General features: G+C 65.0%; 17 protein-coding genes. 10 read left to right on the forward strand and 7 right to left on the reverse strand.

Annotation, left to right across the window (positions count from 1 at the left end; all coding sequences use genetic code 11):
- Positions 1–27: 27 nt before the first annotated feature.
- From WN73_RS36465 to ugpB, 7 genes are all read right to left on the reverse strand, one after another.
- The gene (locus WN73_RS36465; protein ID WP_271557065.1) at positions 28–927 is read right to left on the reverse strand and encodes an ABC transporter permease; all 900 of its coding nucleotides are present in this window, start codon (positions 925–927) and stop codon (positions 28–30) included.
- 3 nt (positions 928–930) lie between these two features.
- On the reverse strand, positions 931–1,944 hold the full coding sequence (locus tag WN73_RS36470) for an ABC transporter permease (protein ID WP_271557067.1): 1,014 nt from the start codon (positions 1,942–1,944) through the stop codon (positions 931–933).
- A 269-nt stretch (positions 1,945–2,213) separates the two neighbouring features.
- Positions 2,214–3,836 (reverse strand): ABC transporter substrate-binding protein, encoded by a 1,623-nt coding sequence (locus WN73_RS36475; RefSeq protein WP_271557068.1) that lies wholly within the window; start codon positions 3,834–3,836, stop codon positions 2,214–2,216.
- Between the two features lie 406 nt (positions 3,837–4,242).
- Positions 4,243–5,250 carry an aminoglycoside phosphotransferase family protein gene (locus tag WN73_RS36480; RefSeq protein ID WP_271557212.1) on the reverse strand — a complete coding sequence of 336 codons (1,008 nt, stop codon included), beginning with the start codon at positions 5,248–5,250 and terminating at the stop codon, positions 4,243–4,245.
- Positions 5,251–5,274: 24 nt separating this feature from the next.
- Positions 5,275–5,550: a protealysin inhibitor emfourin gene (locus tag WN73_RS36485; RefSeq protein WP_060909434.1), complete on the reverse strand. Its 276-nt coding sequence runs from the start codon at positions 5,548–5,550 to the stop codon at positions 5,275–5,277.
- A 26-nt stretch (positions 5,551–5,576) separates the two neighbouring features.
- Positions 5,577–6,608 (reverse strand): M4 family metallopeptidase, encoded by a 1,032-nt coding sequence (locus WN73_RS36490; RefSeq protein WP_161532981.1) that lies wholly within the window; start codon positions 6,606–6,608, stop codon positions 5,577–5,579.
- Between the two features lie 205 nt (positions 6,609–6,813).
- On the reverse strand, positions 6,814–8,154 hold the full coding sequence (gene ugpB / locus WN73_RS36495) for a sn-glycerol-3-phosphate ABC transporter substrate-binding protein UgpB (RefSeq protein ID WP_028172691.1): 1,341 nt from the start codon (positions 8,152–8,154) through the stop codon (positions 6,814–6,816).
- Positions 8,155–8,340: 186 nt separating this feature from the next.
- On the opposite strand from ugpB, the gene WN73_RS36500 reads away from it, so the two are divergent.
- The 10 genes from WN73_RS36500 to WN73_RS36545 all read left to right on the forward strand — a co-directional run bounded on the left by WN73_RS36500 (position 8,341) and on the right by WN73_RS36545 (position 19,853).
- Positions 8,341–9,336 (forward strand): TRAP transporter substrate-binding protein, encoded by a 996-nt coding sequence (locus tag WN73_RS36500; RefSeq protein WP_333925636.1) that lies wholly within the window; start codon positions 8,341–8,343, stop codon positions 9,334–9,336.
- A 6-nt stretch (positions 9,337–9,342) separates the two neighbouring features.
- Positions 9,343–11,421: a sensor histidine kinase gene (locus WN73_RS36505; RefSeq protein WP_271557074.1), complete on the forward strand. Its 2,079-nt coding sequence runs from the start codon at positions 9,343–9,345 to the stop codon at positions 11,419–11,421.
- Positions 11,391–13,136: an ATP-binding response regulator gene (locus tag WN73_RS36510; RefSeq protein ID WP_011083850.1), complete on the forward strand. Its 1,746-nt coding sequence runs from the start codon at positions 11,391–11,393 to the stop codon at positions 13,134–13,136. Before WN73_RS36505 ends, WN73_RS36510 begins: the two co-directional genes overlap by 31 nt.
- A 10-nt stretch (positions 13,137–13,146) precedes the next feature.
- On the forward strand, positions 13,147–13,884 hold the full coding sequence (locus WN73_RS36515) for a response regulator (RefSeq protein ID WP_011083849.1): 738 nt from the start codon (positions 13,147–13,149) through the stop codon (positions 13,882–13,884).
- Positions 13,885–14,331: 447 nt separating this feature from the next.
- Complete coding sequence (locus tag WN73_RS36520) at positions 14,332–14,943, forward strand: sigma-70 family RNA polymerase sigma factor (protein WP_011083848.1); 612 nt, start codon at positions 14,332–14,334, stop codon at positions 14,941–14,943.
- A gap of 485 nt (positions 14,944–15,428) precedes the next feature.
- Entirely contained in the window at positions 15,429–16,127 is a 699-nt protein-coding gene (locus WN73_RS36525) for a cytochrome c biogenesis CcdA family protein (RefSeq protein WP_011083847.1), read from the forward strand.
- Positions 16,128–16,157: 30 nt separating this feature from the next.
- Complete coding sequence (locus tag WN73_RS36530) at positions 16,158–16,721, forward strand: thioredoxin family protein (RefSeq protein WP_271557079.1); 564 nt, start codon at positions 16,158–16,160, stop codon at positions 16,719–16,721.
- A gap of 103 nt (positions 16,722–16,824) precedes the next feature.
- Entirely contained in the window at positions 16,825–17,799 is a 975-nt protein-coding gene (locus WN73_RS36535; protein ID WP_271557081.1) for a hypothetical protein, read from the forward strand.
- A gap of 365 nt (positions 17,800–18,164) precedes the next feature.
- The gene (locus tag WN73_RS36540; protein WP_011083844.1) at positions 18,165–18,758 is read left to right on the forward strand and encodes a L,D-transpeptidase; all 594 of its coding nucleotides are present in this window, start codon (positions 18,165–18,167) and stop codon (positions 18,756–18,758) included.
- Positions 18,759–18,815: 57 nt separating this feature from the next.
- Positions 18,816–19,853 (forward strand): amino acid ABC transporter substrate-binding protein, encoded by a 1,038-nt coding sequence (locus tag WN73_RS36545; RefSeq protein ID WP_011083843.1) that lies wholly within the window; start codon positions 18,816–18,818, stop codon positions 19,851–19,853.
- Positions 19,854–19,892: the final 39 nt, after the last annotated feature.

Here is a 19,892-nt window from a genome sequence, read left to right on the forward strand (position 1 = left end):
GGAATTTGGAGGTGAAGGAACCATCACCTACGTCCTCCGCTGCGGATCGACGATGTCGCGGAGGCCGTCGCCGAGGAGGTTGAAGCAGAACACGGCGATCATCAAAGCAAGGCCGGGGAACAGGGCGATCCACCATTCGCCTGAGACCATGAAGCCCGCGCCTTCCGCGACCATGATGCCCCATTCGGCGGTCGGCGGGCGGACGCCGAGGCCGATGAAGGAGAGGCCGGCGGCGTTGAGGATGGCGTAGCCCATGGTCAGCGACATCTGCACGATCATGATCGGCATGATGTTGGGCAGGATGTGCACCAGCAGGATGCGGAATTCACCGTTGCCGGACAGGCGCGCGGCCTGCACGAAGCCGGCATTGCGGCGGACATTGGCCTCGGCACGCGCGACGCGGGCATAGAGCGGGAAGTTCACGATCGCGGTCGCAAGAATGATGTTCTGCACCGTGTTGCCGAGCGCCGCGACGATGCCCATCGCCAGCACGAACAGCGGAAACGCCATGATGGTGTCGGCGATGCGGCCGACGATGCGGTCGGTCCAGCCGCCAAAGTAGCCCGCTGCGATGCCGGCGAGGCCGCCCATCAAAAACACCAGCACGACGGAGGCGACCGCGATGAACGTATCGAGCCGCGTCGCCACGACGACGCGGCTGAAGATGTCGCGGCCGAGCTGATCGGTCCCGAACCAGTGCGCGGCCGATGGCGCTTTCAACGCCGCGGCGGTGTCGGAGGCGAGCGGATCATACGGCACCACATAGGGACCGAAGATCGCGGCGATGAGGATCACAATCAGCAGGGCGAAGGCAAAACCCGTGACCTTGTTTTCGCCGAGAACGTAGCGGGTCTGTTCGAGGATCGCGGTCAGTCCCGAGGTACGGGCGGGACCGACGGGTTCGACAGCAGGCGCAACGGAGCTCATGGTTTAGCCCTCCAACCTGACGCGCGGATCGATCACGCCGTACAAAATGTCGATCACCAGATTGAGCAGCACGTACATGACCGCCATCGTCAGCACGAAACCCTGCACCGGCGCGAAGTCCGACGAGATCAGCGCTTCCACCGCATAGGATCCGATGCCGGGCCAGGCGAACACTTTTTCCACCAGCACGTTCGCACCGAGCAGGAACGAGAACACCATGCTGAGCGTGGTGATCACGGGCAGCATCGCGTTGCGGAAGGCATAGGTGACGATGACGGTCGCCGGCGACAGGCCGCTGGCGCGCGCAGTGCGGACGAACTCCGACGACAGCACCGCCAGCATCGAGGCGCGGGTCATGCGCGCGATCGGCGCCAGCGAGAAGATCGCAAGCGTGGTGGCCGGCAAAATGAGCTGGCTCAGCGCCGAGCGGAACGCCTCGAGGTCGCGCGCGATCAGGGTGTCGATCAGATAGAAACCGGTCACCGTCGGCGGCGCGCTGTAGAACACGTCGAGACGGCCGAGCGGCGCGGGCGACCAGCCGAGCCGGAAATAGAAAACGTAAACGAGAACGAGGCCGGTGAAGAACACCGGCAGCGAGACGCCCGCCGTCGTCGTGACCCGACAGAGGTGATCGACCCATGACCCCGGCCGCGTCGCCGCCAGCACGCCCAGCGGAATGGCGATCACGATCGAGACGATGAGGCCGAGCAGCGTCAGCTCGGCCGAGGCCGGCAGGCGGTTGCGGATCTCGGCCGCGACCGGCTGGCCTGTGGTGAGCGAGTTGCCGAAATCGCCATGGGCGAGATCGGTGGTGTAGCGGAAGAACTGCTCGATCAGCGGCCGGTCGAGACCGAGCTTCTTCCGGATCTGCTCGACGGCCTCCTTCGTCGCGGCGGGACCGGCGAAATACGCGGCGGGATCACCAGGCAGCGCGCGCGTCAGCAGGAAGGTGACGATGACGACGCCGATCAGCGAGGGTATCGCGAACATCAGGCGCTTGCCGATCATGGTCAGCATGGGAGTGCTCTCCTTCTGCCTAGCCATTGGAAGCAAATTCGAACGACCTGCTCAGCTGCGTTCCCTCCCCCCTTGTGGGGGAGGGCTAGGGAGGGGGGTGGCTCCGGGAGGGGTCGGAGTTCGTGGCTACCCCCCTCCCTGCCCTCGAGAGCGAGCTTCGCTCGCCTCGGCCCCCACAAGGGGGGAGGGAATGAGATGACAGTGCCCACCTCACTCCAGTGGAAGAGACCAACACATGCCGATGCGTCGCCGACCATCAGCATGACACCTCACCCCTTTGCCATCGCGCGGTAGTCCAGGCGGCGATGGAACCAGTATTGGTAGCCGCTGATGTTCTTCTGCATCGCGACGTTGACGAAGGGCTGGTACAGCGGGATGCGCGGGATGTCGCTGTAGGCGAGATCGACGAAACCCTTCACGTCGGTGTCGTAGGTCGCGGTGTCGCCACTCGCGGCCGCGACGCGCGCGCCGTCGATCAGCTTGTCCATCTCCGCCGACTTGTAGCTCATGGTGTTGAAGACGGAATTGTTGCCGTGATAGCACCAATAGAAGAAGTACTCGGGGTAATCGAGCCAACCCGAGAACACGTTGGTGAAGAGCGGCATCTCCTTCTTGTTCAATTCGGTGCGCCAGTTGGCGCCGGGCACCTTGTTGATGGTGGTCTTGATGCCGAGCTGGGCGAGCGATTCCTGCACCAGCACGCAGAGCGGCTCGTTGACGCCGGCGAAATTGAGGTCGAACGAGATCGTGGTCTCGAAACCGTTGGCGTAGCCGGCCTCCGTCAGCAGCGCCTTCGCCTTCTCCATGTCGGTGTTGTATTTGTGCTGCTGCGGCCAGGCGACCTCGGTCGGCTTGTCCTTGGCGGCGCCGAACATGGGATTGCCGAGCCCGAACAGCACCGCGTCCATGATCTTCTGGTAGGGCAGCGCATAGGCGATCGCCTGCCGCACCTTGACGTTGTCGAACGGCGGCTTGGTGACGTTCATGCCGATATACTGGATGCCGTTGGAGAACGGCAGCGACACCACGTTGAGCTTGCCGCTCGCCTTCATCTCCTGGAAATCCTTGAACGGCAGCTCGTAGGAGATGTCGGCGTCGCCGCGCTCCAGCAGCGCACGGCGATTGCCCGCCTGCGGCACCATGCGCCAGATCACGCGCTTGATCTTCGGCAAGGGCCCGCCGACCCAATCCTCGTTGCGCTCCATGATCACTTCGGTGCCGGCGGTCCACTTCGTCACCTTGTAGGCGCCGGAGCCCGCGGTCTGCTGCTTGGTGAATTCGAGACCCCAGGGATCCTTCTCGCTGGCGTTCTTCTTCACCAGCTCGGAGTTGACGATGCAGGGCACGATCACCGCGAGATCGGGAATCGTCAGCTTGTCCTTTTTCAGGAAATCGACGCGCACGGTGTAGTCGTCGATCACGACGAACTGCTCGGGCTTGGTCAGCGAGCCCGCGCTCATCTGGAAGGTCGGGAAGCCGCCGACGCTGACGGCACGGTCCAACGACCACTTCACGTCCTTGGCGGTGACCGGCGCGCCATCGTGGAATTTGGCGTTCTTCTTCAGCTTGAAGGTGACCGACATGTCGTCGATCTTCATGTCCTCGGCGAGCTCGCCCTTGAACTTGTCGCGGTCGTAATAGGGCACGCCGCTGGGACCGCTCTTCATCTCGTGGCTGATCAGCCGGTCGTAGCAATTCCAGGACACCTCATAGCCGGGCACGTTGGTGCCGACGCCGTGGATATCGAGATTGTTGGGGCCGCCCTCCGAGACGATCAGCAGCGTCTCCGAACGCGCATCGGCCTTGGCCGAGGAGATCACGGACGGCATGGCCGGAAGCGCCGCGCCTGCGGCCAATCCGGAAACGGACTTGAGGAAATCGCGGCGCTTCATGAAATCGCTCCAACACAAAAGTTTCTGGTTGGAACTGGATTCGCAAGGTTCGTGCCAGAGCTTAACGAGGCGTTAGTCTCGCGCTAATCAACTGATATCACTTGATCTTTTTGATTTTTGCCTGATTTTCCGGAGAGCGGCGCAGTTCCTGCTTGCATACAAAGACGGAGAATTGCTCAAAATTTCATCGATAAAGCGTGAGAGCCCATTCGGGAGGCGACGGCAGGACTCATCGCGCAGGTAGCGCGGCGCCCGTGCTGAAGCCACCAGGCCCGGCCGTCATTCCGGGGCGATGCGCAGCATCGAGCCCGGAATCCATCGGGCCACAGAATGCGTGGGAAAATGGATTCCGGGCTCGCCGCTTCGCGGCGCCCCGGAATGACGGAGAGGGGTGGGGCCGGAGCACTCACTCCGCCCAGATCAGGTCCTGCAGCTCGACGAGATCCTTCGCCTTGTCCTGCCAGCCCTCGATGCAGATGTGGCTGTTGAGATCGCTGGCGTGGTGCAGCAGCATCAGGGCCATCAGGCGCCGCTTGAGCGCATAGTCCAGCTTCGCATAGCCAAACCCTTCGAGCAGGCTGCGCACCCTCCCCGGCCGGCCCGCCGCCATGAAGGCGCTGGGGCCGAGCAGGTCGTAGTCGCGCCATCCAGCCCGCACGTCGCCGAAGTCGAACAGGCCGGCGAGCGACCATTGCCCGTCATGGCAGGCGAGCAGAAAGTTCTCCGGAATGTATTCGCCGGTCAGGATCACCGGCGGCGCGTCCATCGGAATGAGGCGCGCCGCATCGCGCAGCAGATCGTCGAGGCCTCCAAGGAATTTGGGCGCAAGGCCGAGACGCTGGTGCCTGGCGCGGCACCCCTGCATCTGCCTGCGCATGAACGCGTCCCAGCGCGGCTCTATTGCTGCGAGAGGGTCAAGCGGCGCGCGCTGCACGGCCGCGATGGTCTCGCCGATCTGGCGCAGCAGGCGCTCCTTCTGCTGTTCCGGCAGAGACGGCCAGACCTCCGAGCCGAGCGTGCCGGCAAGACGCGTGATGACGAGATAGGGCCAGCCGTCGCGCATCCCTTCCGCGACGACCTGCGGAATTGGCAAGGAAAGACGTCCCGCAAGCTGCGTCAGCGAACCGCGCTCGGAGACGAATTGCGCGTGGAGCAGCGGCGGGAAGATCTTCAGGATCAGGCGCTCACCGAGGCCGACCACGAGATTGGTACCTGTTACAAACACCTGCGGCGCGCCGACGTCGAGGCCGTGGCTGCGCGCGATGTCGAGCGCGATCGGCAGCCATCGGGACTGGTCGGCGCGCAAGGCACGGTAGGCCTCGAGGCTCGTCGACGCGGACACGCCCCAGGCACCCGCCGAACAAGCACCTGCCGAACAAGCAGCGGCGGAATCCGGCGGCAGCATCTCCTCCATCACAGCGCCCGGCTCCGCCCGGTGTTATTCCAGGACATCCTTGACGCTGTTCTTGATGGCCGAGGGGACCGCATGCTCGGGGACTTCGATGGTCTGCGCACCGCGCGTGATCCGGTAACTGAACGCGTCGGCCTGACCCGGATGTGCGGGCGCGACTTTCTTCGGATCGGCAAACAGCTGCTCCACCGTCTTCTGATCGGCGGCGGACAGATCCGACAGCGCCACTTCACCACGACTTTTCAGGTGAGGGCCGCCGAAGCCGGCGAACCCTCCGACGCGCTCGATCTTCAAGCGATCCACGCTTCCTTCCTTTCGTATCGCACGCTTTAGAGCCCGACCTTCTTCCATCCGGTATCGACGGCGGCGAGGACTGCGGCATCACCAGGGTACAATGTGTGGGCACCCTGCCGGGTCCGCGCCGCGAATGCCTTCATCGTCATGTTCGGCGTCGGCCCGAAACCAGTGAGCGAATGGTACCACACCTGCCCGATCCTGGCCCAACTGTATCCGCCAAGCGTCGTGCAGGCGGTGTAGAAGGCGAGGTTCGGCGGCCCGCTCGCGTAATGCGGGTCCATGCCGGGCGTCACTTGCGAATACTTGGTCGGCTGCGGCGCCAGGCAGTGCTTGGCGGCGGGATCGGCCATGTCGCGCAGGCAGGCGAACCCCTTCTTCTTGGCCGCCGGCCCCATGATGTCGCGCCCGATCAGCCAGTCGGCCTTCTTGACGTCCTGCTTGGCCTCCCACTGCCGGAACATCGAGCCGAAGCAGTCGGAGATGCTCTCGTTCAGGCCGCCGGCATCGCCGCTATAGGCGAGCTGGAGGCTGTGCTGGGTCACGCCATGGGTCAGCTCGTGGCCGATGACGTCGTTGCCGCGGGTGAAGTCGAGGAAGATGCTGCCGTCGCCGTCGCCATAGACCATCTGCGAGCCGTTCCACATCGCGTTGTTGTACTTCTCGCCGAAATGAACCGACGACATCATGGTCATGCCGTGATCGTCGATCGAATTCCGGTTGAAGACCTGCTGGTAGAACCTGGCCACCTTGGTGGTCTGGTTGAAGGTGCGCTTGACGGAGCCGTCCGAGGACGTCTTCGGCTTCGGCACGGGCGTGCCGGGCAGCGTCTGCGTGTGCTTGCAGTCGTAGACCGTGACCGACGGCGCCGCGGCCAGCGTGACCAGACCTGCGGCGCGCGCCGCCACGACGCTGGTCAATTTCGCCGTCTGCGTCCGCAATTCGCGCAGTTCATGACTGACCTGGACGGTGTCGACCATCTGCTTGCGAAGCACGGCGGACAGCTTCTTGTCCTGGGAAAGTCTGGTCAGAACGTCGTTCGGGATGATGCAACATGAGCAAAACATAAGCGATCTCCATCACAACTTTTCCGAAAAAATGATAGATGAAACAACCTGAAGATTATCGCTGCGCGCCCGCGGCACAAGTGATGTGGCTCACACGGGCGTCATTGTTTCGAGAGCGTGGATTTGCGGCCCGCCCGCGGGTCCGCGCATCGCTTCAAATTTCGTGATGTGGAGTCGCGTGCGCGCGCAGCGGGCCGAGCAGCGCCTATCGCTCCGGGCTGGCGCGCTCGAACTGGCGCAGCAGCTTGTTGCCGCGCTCGACGGCGGAATCCAGAGCTCCCTGCGCGCTCTTCTGGCCGGCAAAGGCCTGCTCCAGCTCGTCCTCGATCGCGCCGCGGATCAGCACGAAGGAGCCGAGCCGGATGCCCTTCGAGTTCGACGTCGGCGGATGCAGCGTGATCTCCTCGAACGAGATCGCCGAGCCCGGATTGCGCTCGTAGAAGCCTTGCGCACGCGTCAGCTCGTAGGCGGCGCGGGTGATCGGCAGATATCCGGTGTTCTGGTGCCAGGCAGCCTGCACGCCGGGCTGCGACAGATAAGCGAAGAACCGCGCCACGCCCTTGTATTCCGCGCGCGGCCGGTCGCGCAGCACCCACAGCGTGGCGCCGCCGATGATCGAGTTCTGCGGCGCGTCCTTCACCTCGGGCCAGTACGGCATCATGCCGTAGCCGATCTCGAATTTCGAGTTCGCGTTGATGTCGGCGCGCGTCGCCGAGGAACCGATGAAGATGCCGCATTCGCCGTTCTGGAAGCGCGGCTCGGCCGACTGGCCGCGGCCGCCATAGTCGAACAGCCTGGTCTTCTGCCACTCAGCCAGCTGGGCGACGTGCTTGACGACGACCGGATTGTTGATGGTCAGCTCGGCATCGAGCCCGGCAAAACCGTTGGTGCGGGTCGCGAGCGGCAGGTTGTGGAAGGCGGAGAGATTCTCGATGTGGATCCAGGACGGCCAGGACGTGGTGAAGCCGCAAGGAGCGCCGCGGTCGCGCAGACGCTTTGCGATCGCGCCAAGCTCGGGCCATGTCTTCGGCGGCGCCTCCGGATCGAGGCCGGCGTCACGGAACATGGTCTTGTTGTAGTAGAGGATCGGCGTCGACGAATTGAACGGGAACGACAACAGATTGCCGGCCGCATCGGTGTAGTAGCCGGAGACGGCGGGAAGGTAGTCGTTGAGCGAGAACGGCTCGCCCTGGTCCCGCATCAGGCTGAACACCGGATAGATCGCGCCCTTGGCCGCGGTCATGGTGGCGGTGGCGACCTCGTTGACCTGGACGATCGCGGGCTGGCTGCGCGAGCGGAAGGCGAAGATCGCCGCCGTCACCGTCTCGGTATAGTTGCCCTTGTAAGCAGGCACGATCCGGTAATCGGACTGCGAGGCGTTGAAGTCGGCGGCGAGCTTTTCCAGTTGCCGGCCGAGCTCGCCCGACATGGCGTGCCACCACGCGATGTCGGTGGCGGCGTTGGCCTGCGCGGTGAACGTGAAGGCCGCGGCGGTGGCAACGACCTGCAAACAGCGCAATGCTGAAATCACGATGGCTCTTTCCATGTCGCGCGGCAAAAGGCGACCCCGTCCTGCTTACGGCGCGGCATTTCCAGTTTCAACCGGGAATGAGGGCCGGCCGCGCCGCACAATCACCCCGCGGGCCGGGCGGGATGGCCTTCCCTTAACCATCTGCTAGATTGCATTGAACCTTTTGGTCTCGCCATAGACTCCACCACTGAGGGGTTGAGTGTGCCAGTGTTGAACCGTGCCGAACTCTCACGGACCGGGGTGGTTTTCGTCGCGCTTTTGTTCGCCATTTGCGCGACGAGCGCCGTTGCGCGTGAATTTCGCGCCGCCGACACCCAGACCGAGGATTACCCGACCGTCCAGGCGCTGCGCTACATGGGCGCGCTGATCGCCGAGCGCACCGGCGGCCGGCACGAGATCAAGGTTTTTCATTCCCGCCAGCTCGGCGAGGAGAAGGAGACCATCGAGCAGACCCGGGCCGGCGCGATCGACCTCAACCGGACCAATGTGGCGCTGATCGGCAATTTCGTCCCGGCGATGAACGTGCTCGCCATGCCGTTCCTGTTCCGGTCCATCGAGCACATGCAGAAGGTGCTGGACGGGCCGATCGGCAGCGAGATCCTTGGCAGCTTCGAGCCCTACGGTTTCGTCGGGCTCGCCTTCTACGATTCCGGGGCGCGCTCGATCTACAACGGCGCCCGCCCCGTCAGAAACATCGCAGACCTCCGGGGCCTGCGGATCCGGGTGCAGCAATCGGAGTTGATGAGCGAGATGATGCGCTCGCTCGGCGCCGAGCCCGTCGAGATGCCCTATGGGCAGGTGCTCGCCGGGCTTGCCAATCATCTGATCGACGGCGCCGAGAACAACTGGCCATCTTTCGTGACGACGGACCATTACAAACATGCCGGCTACCTCGCGCTCACCGAGCACACGATGAGCCCCGAAGTGCTGGTGATCTCGCTCAAGGCCTGGAGCAGCCTGTCGGCGGACGACCAGACCATCTTCCGGGAGGCCGCGCAGCGCTCCAGCCGCTTCATGCGCGAGAAGTGGCGCGACCTCGAGGAGCAGTCGCAGCGCAAGGCGGAGGAAGCCGGCGTCACCATCGTCAGGGATATCGATCGCAAGCCGTTCGGGGACGCGATGGCGGCGATCTACGCCAAGGCCGGGCGCGATCCCGCCGCGGCCGCACTGATCGAACGCATTCGCAAGGTGGAGTGAGCCTCGTTGCCCGCAGCTGGACACAGCGAGCACGCAGACAGGCAGCCCGGGCCGCTCGGGCGGCTGCGCGCGCGCCTCGTCGGCGCGCTCCGGGCGGTGCCGATCCGCTGGCGCATCCTGTCGATCGCGGCGCTGAACTCCGCCGTGGTGGTGGTGCTGGTGGCGCTGATCTGGAACGGCTCGCAAGTGCTGGGCTCGGCCTGGGACGACGTGCGCCAGGTGCGCGAGTCCGACCGGATCCTGGCGCTGCTCGAAAGCGAGACCGGGCGGCTGCACAATCTGATCCACCGCTACATCAACCAGCCGAGCCCGGACCTGTTCGCCGAGATCCTGCTGCTGCGCGAGGCGGTGCTGGGGACCCTCGCCAACCGCGCCGCCAAGGACCCGATGCTGTCGGGCTCGGTCGAGGAGCTGGAGCGCACCACCGACCGCTTCCTCAACGGCTTCGGCGAGCTGCGCAGCGTCCAGGCCACCATCGCCAAGACCTATGAGGACCAGGTGCAGGGCCCGGCCAGGGACATGGCGGGCCTGTATTCCATCATCGAAGGCGCCACCGGCCATCGCGACGCGCTCATCTGGCCCTCGCTCGGCAAGTCGCGCGAGGCCTTCACCGCGATGCTGGTCGCGGCCAACTCCTACTATCTGTCGCAGTCATCAGGCGCGGCCGACGACGCGCGCCACAACACCGAGACGATCGAGAAGACCATCCCCGTGATGATCGACCTCGCCGACAACGACCTCCAGCGCATGGCGCTGCAACGGCTCGCGACCCGCACCGTGGCGCTGCGCGAGGGCTTTGCAAAACTCTCCGAGCAGCTGATGAGCCGCACCGAGCTGCTGCGCAACACCATCGACGCCAGCCAGGCCGAGGCGATCGGCGCCATCGACGACCTCTCCACTAAGATGCGCCAGCGCGAGCAGAAGGCGCAGGAGACGTTCGACCGCACGCTGGCGGATATTTCGCGGCGCGTGCTGTCGATCGCGGTGATCTTCCTCGGCATCATCCTTACCGCCGGCGTGCTGATCGCGCTGTCGATCCGCCTGCCGCTGCAGCAGATCATGGCGGCGATGCGCGCGATCACGCTCGGCGACCTCGACCGCGAGGTGCAGGGCACCAAGGCACGCGACGAGGTCGGGGCCATGGCCCGCGCGGTGGAGGTGTTCCGCGAGAACGCGATCGCCAAGCGTGAGACCGAGGACGAGCTGCGCGCGTCCAAGGAGAAGGCCGAGAGCGCGCTGCTCGAGCTCAACACCGCGCAGCAGAACCTGATCGACGCCGAGCGGCTCGCGGCGCTCGGCGGCCTCGTTGCCGGCGTCGCGCACGAGGTCAACAACCCGATCGGCATCAGCCTCACCGTTGCGTCGAGCTTTGCCCGGCGCAGCGATATCTTCGAGGCCCAGCTCAAGGGCGAGGGCGGCCTGCGCCGCTCGCAGCTCGAAGAGTTCGTGCAGGCCTCGCGCGATGCCTCGCAGCAGCTGGTCGCCAACCTCCAGCGCGCCGGCGAATTGATCCAGTCGTTCAAGCAGGTCGCGGTCGACCGCTCCCATGCCGAGCGGCGGCAGTTCAGCTTGAGCGAAGCCACCGACCAGATCATCGCCAGCCTGCGCCCGGTGCTGAAGCGCTCGCCGATCACGCTCCAGGTCGACGTACCCGAGGGCCTGCTGCTCGACGGCTACCCCGGCTCCTACGGCCAGATCCTGACCAACCTCTTCCTCAACGCCGCCAACCACGCCTTCGCCGACGGGCGCGCCGGCACGATCACGATCTCGGCGCGGCCGCGCGGGGCCGACGACATCGAGATCATCTTCACCGATGACGGGGCCGGCATGACCCCGGACGTGCAGCGCCAGGCCTTTGACCCATTCTTTACCACCCGGCGCAATGAAGGTGGTACGGGACTTGGCCTCCATATCGTCTATAACCTCGTCACCCAGCAGCTCGGCGGGCGGATGATGCTGGAATCCAAGCTGGGACAAGGCACTACTTTTCGCATTATCATGCCCCGGGTCGCCAAGGGCGGCGCGCAAAGCACAGAGACTGACGGGACTTCTCAATGGCCGAACAGGACGATGTCCTCCACCTGATCGACGACACCGGCACCGCGTCGGAGGATACGGACGCCCGGAAGTGGAAGATCGCCGTCATCGACGACGATCCGGCCGTGCATGACGGCACCCGTTTCGCGCTGTCCGATTACAGCCTCAACGGCCAGGGCCTGGAGATCCTCTCCGCCTATTCCGCGGCCGAAGGCCGCAAGCTGATGGCCGCGCACAACGACATCGCCGCGGTGCTGCTCGACGTCATCATGGAGACCGACGTCGCCGGCCTCGAGCTGGTCGAGTTCATCCGCAACGAGATCCGCAACGAGACCGTGCGCATCATCCTGCGCACCGGCCAGCCCGGCCAGGCGCCGGAGCGGCGCGTGATCGTGCAGTACGACATCAACGACTACAAGGCCAAGACCGAGCTCACCGCCGACAAGCTGTTCACCTCGCTGACCGCGGCGCTGCGCTCCTATCAGCAGCTCGAGCGCATGGTGCAGACGCGGCGCGGGCTCGAGATCATCATCGACGCGGCCTCGACGCTGTACGACTTCAAGTCGATGCAGCGGCTCGCCGAGGGCGTGCTGACCCAGCTCGCCTCGCTGCTCAATGTCGATTGCGCCGGAATACTGGTCCTGCGCGACAATGGCGGCGTCGACCCCGAGCTCTCGGTACTCGCCGGCAGCGGCTGCTACAGCCGCTTCATCGGCACCACGACGTCGAAGGCGCTCGACCCCGACCTGCGCGAGATGGTCGAGGCCGCCTTCCAGCGCCGCAAGAACGAATTCGCCGACCACCGCAGCGTGATCTACTTGCGCACCGGAAGCGGCCGCGAGGTGGTCGTGCTGCTGCAGGCCGAGCGCGAGCTGTCCGAGACCGACCGCTCGCTGGTCGAGATCTTCTCCAGCCGGCTCTCAATCGCCTTCGACAACGTCATCCTCTATCAGCAGCTCCAGGACGCCAACACGCAGCTGGAAGACCGCGTCGCCCAGCGCACCCGCGCGCTGATGCAGGCCAACCGCCGCCTCTCGGCGCAGTGGCTGCGGCTGCAGCGCGCCAACGGCTTCAAGAACGAGATCCTGGGCACCGTCGCGCACGATCTGAAGAATCCGCTCGGCGTCATCCTCGGCCGCACCGAGATGCTGAAGGAGCTGATCTCGACCGGCGCCTCGTCCAGCGGCGTGGTCGCCCAGGTCGATCACATCCGCGACGCCACCAAGCGCCTGACCACGATGGTCGATCACCTGATCTCGGACGCGATGGCCGATGCCTTCGACATCACCATCCGCCGCGAGCCGGTCGACGTCGCCGCCCTGGTCAAGGAGGTCGCCGACGCCAACCAGCCGCTCGCCGTCAACAAGCAGCAGGCGATCAGCGTCGCCGCGCCGTCCAACATCGTCACCATGTGCGACACCGACCGCATCCGGGAGGCGATCGACAACCTCATCAGCAACGCCATCAAGTACTCACCGATCGGCGGCAAGATCAGCGTGGCCGTCGCCCATGAGGGCAGCGAGACCATCGTCCGCGTCAGCGACGAGGGCGCCGGCCTGTCGCCGGAGGATCTCGGCCGCCTGTTCGGCCGGTTCCAGCGGCTGTCGGCAAAACCGACCGCCGGCGAGAGCTCGACGGGGCTTGGGCTTTCCATCGTCAAGCGTATTATCGACATGCATGGCGGCGAGGTGACCGCCGACAGCGACGGCCCCGGCAGGGGCTCGACCTTCACCATCACCCTCCCCGCGACCGAACTGCCGTGATCTCAAGACCATGACCCAAAGCCAGCACATCATGATCGTCGACGACGAGGCCCCGGCCCGGGAGATGGTCGGCGATTACCTCAAGATGCACGGCTTCACCGTGACGCTGTGCGACGGCGGCAAGTCGTTGCGCGCCGCGATCGACGGCGGCATGCCCGATCTCGTCGTGCTCGACCTCAACATGCCCGAGGAAGACGGGCTGTCGATCATCCGCGACCTCAAGAGCCGCATCAACGTGCCTGTCATCATGCTCACGGCGACCGCGAGCCCGATCGACCGCGTCGTCGGGCTTGAGCTTGGCGCCGACGACTACGTGGCAAAGCCCTGCGAGCTGCGCGAGCTGATGGCGCGCATCCGCTCGGTGCTGCGCAGAAGCGGGCCGGCCAAGGCCGCGGCGCCGGAGGCTGCGGCGGCGAAATCGGACAAGGATCAGCTGGTCCGCTTCGGCACCAAATGGCTCGACCTCGAAGCCCAGGCGCTGCGCGACGACGAGGGCAACGAGCATCCGCTGACCGCATCGGAGTTCGGGCTGCTCAAGGTGTTCGCGGCCAATCCGAAGCGCGTGCTGTCGCGCGAGCGCCTGCTCGAACTGGCCAATGCGCGCGACGCCGAGGCGTTCGACCGCGCCGTGGACCTGCGCATCATGCGCATCCGCCGCAAGATCGAGCCCGACCCGGCAAAACCCGCCGTAATCCGCACCATCCGCGGCGGCGGCTATCTGTTCTCGCCGGCTGGCGAGAAGACGTAGGGGCGCGCGGCAAATACAGCTGTCGTCCCGGACAAGCGCCAGCGCAGATCCGGGACCCATAGCCACGAAATTGGGTTTGGCGAAGACTCGGAGTTACCAGCTTCGCGCCACAACGCCTCCCTGTGATTATGGGTCCCGGATCGGCGCGCGCTTTTGGCGCGCTTGTCCGGGACGACGGCGGAGTGCGGGGCGCGACTGAACGCAAACCCCGAAAATTCGTTCCCGGCGCCTCCGCTCGCTGCCAAATCCCCACCCCCGTATTTTCCGTACATTGAAATTCCACGCTTTTTTGCCCCGAATGTTTCGTCGCGCCCTGTCCGACGAAACAATTTGGCGGCGCACGAAACCATTTTCCGCTTTTCGCGCAGACGTCCCGAAACGGTGGCTGATTAACACTTTGGTCCAAGGAAACGCCGCTCGGTTGCGGCGCTACGGGGAGCCAAGTCTATGCCGAACGTCATCGCCATCAACGCCCAGGCCAGCCAGAGCATCATCGCCGCTCAGGCGACTTCGGACGATATGCTTCTGGAAAGCATTGCCGACGGCAACCGGACGTCGATGCACATCCTGTATTGCCGGCACAATGTGCGGGTTTACCGCTTCATCCTGCGTATCGTGCGTGATGCCACCACCGCGGAAGACCTTGTCAGCCAGGTGTTCCTCGACGTGTGGCGGACCGCCGGCCAGTTCCAGGGCCGCTCGCAGGTCTCGACCTGGCTGCTGTCGATTGCCCGCTTCAAGGCGCTGACCGCGATGCGCCAGCGCCGCTTCGAGGACATCGACCAGGAAGACGTGCGCCAGATCCCTGACGACACCGACACCCCGGAGACCTCGCTCGACCGCAGCGACACCAGCGCCATCCTGCGCGCCTGCGTGCAGAAACTGTCGCCCGCGCATCGCGAGATCATCACCCTCGTCTACTACCACGAGAAGTCCGTGGAGGAGGTCGGTCGGATCATCGGCATCCCCCAGAGCACGGTGAAGACGCGGATGTTCTATGCCCGCAAGCAATTGGCGGATTTGCTTAAGGGCTGCGGCGTCGACCGCTTCGCTGCCTGAAAGCTCATGATTTCAAAGGGATAGGACCTGACCAGCGGCCCTATTCCCGGACACGGAAGTGTTACCGCGGACGAAACAATTGAAACAAACCACAACATCAGGCGGAAAAACTTCACTCCTATAAAGCTCACATACGGTTTTGCTTAAACCTCCCAAGACTTCCAACGACCCGGACGGGATGCCCCCCTCCGGGTCGTTTTGTGTTTGGGCCTGAGGTGGCCACCGCGAGCCCCGCCTCTCCCGCTTGCGGGAGAGGCCGACGTGCCCGGGCGATGCGAAGGATCGTCCCGCGCGCGGCGGGTGAGGGCTCTCTCCTCTCGGGGAGTATCCCGTTGCGGAGACACCCTCTCCCCAACCCTCCCCCGCGAGCGGGGGAGGGAGCGCACCGTCACCCTGATGGGCACCCCGTCACGAAGCCGTGACGCCACGTAACGACTGCCCCTCCCATCCCGAACTGCCCTCGTGACCTCCCTCGCGAGTGGCCCATGCTCGACCTGATCTTCGCCGTCCTTGCCGGCGTCCTCACCATCGCTGCGCCGTGCACGCTGCCGATGCTGCCGATCCTGCTTGGCGCTTCGATCGGACGCGCGGGGCATCTGCGGCCGGCGATGATCGCGCTCGGATTCGTCATCTCGTTCTCGGCGACAGCGCTGCTGCTCGGCGCGATCACCCGGCTGTTCGACTTCGATCCGAACGTGCTGCGCGAAGCGGCGTCCATCCTGCTGCTCGGCTTCGGCCTGTTGATGCTGTGGCCGGCGCCGTTCGAATGGCTGTCGATCCGACTCAATGGCTGGCTCGATCTTGGTGCTGCGAGCGCCGCGCAGCGCGAGGGCGCGCTTGGCGGGCTCATCCTCGGCACCACGCTGGGCCTGGTCTGGACGCCCTGCGCAGGGCCCGTGCTCGGCTCGATCCTGACGCTGGTGGCGACGACGAAGAATGCGACCTGGGCCGGCACGCTGCTGGTCGCCTACGCCATCGGCGCGGCGATCCCGATGCTCGCGATCGCCTATGGCGGACAGGCCGCGACGACGCGCGTGCGCAGCCTCGCGCGCATTTCGCCACGCCTGCAGCAGGGCTTTGGCGTCGTCGTGATCGGCTTCGCGGTCGCCGCCTACTTCCAATACGACACGCTGATCGTGGCGTGGCTCACCGGCTTCTATCCCACCGGCCAGATCGGCCTGTGATTGCTTCGCATCTCAACGGAGGACGCTTCCATGACCTTGAAACTGCTCGCCGTATCCGCAGCCCTGATCGGCATGGCCGTGACCGGCGCCGTGATCCCCGGCATCTGCGACGAGGCCGCACGCGCTGCGCCTGTCGTCAGCGCGGCCGCAAGCCAGCAGACCGCGCCCGACTTCACCGGTATCAACACCTGGTTCAACTCGAAGCCGCTGAGCATCGCCGATCTCCGCGGCAAGGTCGTGCTGGTCGATTTCTGGACCTATGGCTGCGTCAACTGCGTCAACACGCTGCCGCACGTCACCGACCTCTATGCAAAATACAAGGACAAGGGCCTGGTCGTGGTCGGCGTGCACACGCCGGAATTCCCGTTCGAGCGCTCTGCCTCCAATGTGCAGGCCGCCCTGAAGCGTCACGGCATCACCTATCCGGTGGCGCAGGATAACGATTCGAAGACCTGGAACGCCTACAGCAACCAGTATTGGCCGGCGCAATACATCATCGACCAGACCGGCAAGATCGTGTTCCAGCATGCCGGTGAAGGCCGCTACGACGAGATCGACCGGACGGTGGCGAGGCTGCTGAACACCAGCGGCTGACGCGGCACGGACATCGCGCGGCTGGTTTCACCTGACGGCCTTGTTGCTTGACTCCACGGACCCGTCCGTGGAGTTTCGCAACCGACGCAATCAGCCGCCCGCAATGGACGACGCGACCACCAGCAACGACATCCGCCTTCGTGAAGGCTCATCGATCGCGCAGCGGCTGGTCGTGGCCGGCTCTGCGGCGGCCGTTGCGCTCTGCTTCACGCCCGGCCTGTTCACGCACGACACGCTGGAAATCATCATCTCGGTGGTCGCGCTGCTGGTGGGAGCGGGATTTGTCGTCGGCATCATGATGGCGCCGGCGGTGGTGTGGATCATCACACCCGACGAGATCCTGATCGGGCATCAGCGTCCCTTCGGAAAACTCCAGACGCGGATCGTTCCGAAGGACGACATCACGGGGTTGCAAGTTCCCGGCAGCAAGCGGGTGAAGGCCCGCTTTCAGCTGGTCTTCACGCTTGTCTCGGGCGAGCGCCTGACGTCGCCGCCGATCTCGGATGTCACGCATGTGCGCGACACCGTGGCACGGATCGCCACGCAATTCGACGTTCCCCACGTCGAGGAGCCGGTCAATCCGCTCGATGCCAGCAATTCCGAGATGCATCTCGGCGAGCCGCTCGAGGCGTTTTCCGCACGGGACATAAGGATCGTCGCACTGATCGCCGTCGCCTTGTCCGCCGTGCCCTACGCCTACAAGCTCTGGCGCGGATGGCCGCCGAGCCATGTCGATATCCTGCTGCTGCCGCTCGGCGCGATCGCGGCGTTCGCCGTGTATCGCTACGCCAACCTCGTGACCGGCGCGTTCTGGATCATCCGCGAGGGCGACATCCGCGTCGAACGCCTGTGGGGCGACGGCCGGCCGCGCACCGACCATATCGAGGGGCACGAGGTGAAGACCATCACCGTCGACCGCCGCGGCCGGTCCGAGGACGAGCACTGCATCGTCACGATCCGGTTGCGCTCGGGCCGACGCTTTCGCAGCCCCCGCATCGGCTCGCGGCTCGAGGCCCGCGCCGTGGGAGCCGAAATCGTGCGCCGGCTCGGGATCGCGGCGGAGAACAACAAGATCTGACGGGTCGCCGCCTGGCGAGGTCCCTTTGCCTCTCCCGCTTGCGGGAGAGGCCGACGCGCCCCGGTCGATGCGAAGCATCGTCCCGAGCGCGGCGGGTGAGGGCTCTCTCCTCTTGGGGTCCTTGATTGTAGAAGCACCCTCTCCCCGACCCTCCCCCGCAAGCGGGGGAGGGAGCGCACCGGCCTCGCGGCCGCCATCTAGGCTTTTCGCGCCATCCCCTGTTTGTGGCATTGCCGTGGGCCCGTCAAAAAAGCAAAGCATTCTCGTGACATACCAGCCGGGGGCGCCATCAACTTGCCATGAACATGCCCCTGAGATTTGATGGCTTTGAATGATTTGCGCTGTGGCAGCGGGGAGAGCTTGAAATGACGGATTTTCGTCGCCTGACCGGGATGTTCGTGGCCACGATCGGCCTGATCCTGTCCGCACCACAGGCCATCGCGCAGCAGCCCGACCGCGGCGACGAGCCGGGTCTGGTCGCTGACGACGCCTACCAGCTCGAGCCGGAATGGCAGAAGCAGGTGGTCTACTTCCGCACCACCGAGACGCCGGGCACCATCATCATCTCCACCGCAGAGCGCCACCTCTATCTGGTGCAGCCGGGCGGGCGCGCGATCCGCTACGGCATCGGCGTCGGCCGCGACGGCTTCCAGTGGCAGGGGCTGGTGAACATCACCAACAAGAAGGAATGGCCGGACTGGACGCCGCCGCCCGAGATGATCCAGCGCCAGCCCTATCTACCGCGCTTCATGGCCGGCGGCCCCGGCAATCCGCTCGGCGCCCGCGCCATGTATCTCGGCACCACCGTGTACCGCATTCACGGCACCAACCGCCCTGATACGATCGGCACCAAGGTGTCCTCGGGCTGCTTCCGTCTCGTCAACAACGACGTCGCCGATCTCTACGATCGCGTCCCTGTCGGCACCAAGGTGGTCATCCGGCAGAAGCCCGAACTCTAAGTTCCCCGCCTTCGCAACACTTCCTTTTCTTCCCGATTATTTCGAGAGAGAGACATCATGCGCACTTTTCGAGGCGGCCTGCTCATCGGGCTCGCGGTCGCCGTGCTGGTCGGCGTGCTCGCCGTCATCTACGAGTTCTACGACACCCGCACCCTGAAGCGTACGGTTCGCCGCGGCGAAGTGCTGTGCGGCGTCAACAAGGGCCTGCCGGGCTTCTCGATCCCCGACGACAAGGGCAACTGGACCGGCTTCGACGTCGATTTCTGCCGCGCGGTGGCGGCGGCGATCTTCAACGATCCGGCCAAGGCGAAGTTCGTCGCGCTCGACGCCAGCGAGCGCTTCAAGGAATTGCAGAGCCGGAAGGTGGACATCCTCTCGCGCAACTCGACCTGGAGCATGGCGCGTGAGCTCGACTACGACCTCTATTTCCCCGCCGTCGCCTATTACGACGGCGCAGGCTTCATGCTGCCGCGTTCGCGCAACAAGGAAACGTCGCTGGACCTGACCGGCAGCAAGGTCTGCGTGCAGACCGGAACCACGACGGCGCTCAACGTCTCCGACTACTTCCGTGCCAACAACATGAAGTACGAAGAGGTGAAGTTCGACAAGCTGGACGACGTGGTGAAGGCCTACGACACCGGCAAGTGCGATACGCTCTCCGCCGACGTCTCGCAGCTCTACGCGCTGCGGCTGAACCTGTCGAAGCCCGGCGATCACATGATCCTGCCGGACATGATCTCCAAGGAGCCGCTCGCCCCCGTGGTGCGCCAGCGCGACGACGACTGGATGATGATCGTGAAGTGGACGCTCTACGCGATGATCAACGCCGAAGAGCTCGGCGTCTCCTCCGAGAACATCGACGAGGCGCTGAAGTCGAAAAAGCCGGAAGTGATGCGCCTCGTCGGCACCGAAGGCAATTACGGCGAGCAGCTCGGCCTCACCAAGGACTGGGTCGTCCGCATCATCCGCAATGTCGGCAATTACGGCGAGATGTACGAGCGCAATATCGGCGAGAAGTCGAAGCTGAAGATCCCGCGCGGCATGAACCAGCTGTGGAACGCCGGTGGCGTGCAGTACGCGCCGCCGATGCGGTAACGGCGGTTCCTCCGCCGTCATTGCGAGGAGCGCAGCGAC

It is taken from the genome of Bradyrhizobium sp. CCBAU 45394 (assembly GCF_028128655.1).
In the GTDB taxonomy this organism is placed as follows: Bacteria; Pseudomonadota; Alphaproteobacteria; order Rhizobiales; family Xanthobacteraceae; genus Bradyrhizobium; species Bradyrhizobium diazoefficiens.

What these genes read in the sequence shown, in the direction of transcription:
- WN73_RS36465 (WP_271557065.1), bottom strand. Translation starts at nt 927, where the DNA reads ATGAGCTCCGTTGCGCCTGCTGTCGAACCCGTCGGTCCCGCCCGTACC.
- WN73_RS36470 (WP_271557067.1), bottom strand. Translation starts at nt 1,944, where the DNA reads ATGCTGACCATGATCGGCAAGCGCCTGATGTTCGCGATACCCTCGCTG.
- WN73_RS36475 (WP_271557068.1), bottom strand. Translation starts at nt 3,836, where the DNA reads ATGAAGCGCCGCGATTTCCTCAAGTCCGTTTCCGGATTGGCCGCAGGC.
- WN73_RS36480 (WP_271557212.1), bottom strand. Translation starts at nt 5,250, where the DNA reads ATGGAGGAGATGCTGCCGCCGGATTCCGCCGCTGCTTGTTCGGCAGGT.
- WN73_RS36490 (WP_161532981.1), bottom strand. Translation starts at nt 6,608, where the DNA reads ATGTTTTGCTCATGTTGCATCATCCCGAACGACGTTCTGACCAGACTT.
- ugpB (WP_028172691.1), bottom strand. Translation starts at nt 8,154, where the DNA reads ATGGAAAGAGCCATCGTGATTTCAGCATTGCGCTGTTTGCAGGTCGTT.
- WN73_RS36510 (WP_011083850.1), top strand. Translation starts at nt 11,391, where the DNA reads ATGGCCGAACAGGACGATGTCCTCCACCTGATCGACGACACCGGCACC.
- WN73_RS36515 (WP_011083849.1), top strand. Translation starts at nt 13,147, where the DNA reads ATGACCCAAAGCCAGCACATCATGATCGTCGACGACGAGGCCCCGGCC.
- WN73_RS36520 (WP_011083848.1), top strand. Translation starts at nt 14,332, where the DNA reads ATGCCGAACGTCATCGCCATCAACGCCCAGGCCAGCCAGAGCATCATC.
- WN73_RS36525 (WP_011083847.1), top strand. Translation starts at nt 15,429, where the DNA reads ATGCTCGACCTGATCTTCGCCGTCCTTGCCGGCGTCCTCACCATCGCT.
- WN73_RS36530 (WP_271557079.1), top strand. Translation starts at nt 16,158, where the DNA reads ATGACCTTGAAACTGCTCGCCGTATCCGCAGCCCTGATCGGCATGGCC.
- WN73_RS36535 (WP_271557081.1), top strand. Translation starts at nt 16,825, where the DNA reads ATGGACGACGCGACCACCAGCAACGACATCCGCCTTCGTGAAGGCTCA.
- WN73_RS36540 (WP_011083844.1), top strand. Translation starts at nt 18,165, where the DNA reads ATGACGGATTTTCGTCGCCTGACCGGGATGTTCGTGGCCACGATCGGC.
- WN73_RS36545 (WP_011083843.1), top strand. Translation starts at nt 18,816, where the DNA reads ATGCGCACTTTTCGAGGCGGCCTGCTCATCGGGCTCGCGGTCGCCGTG.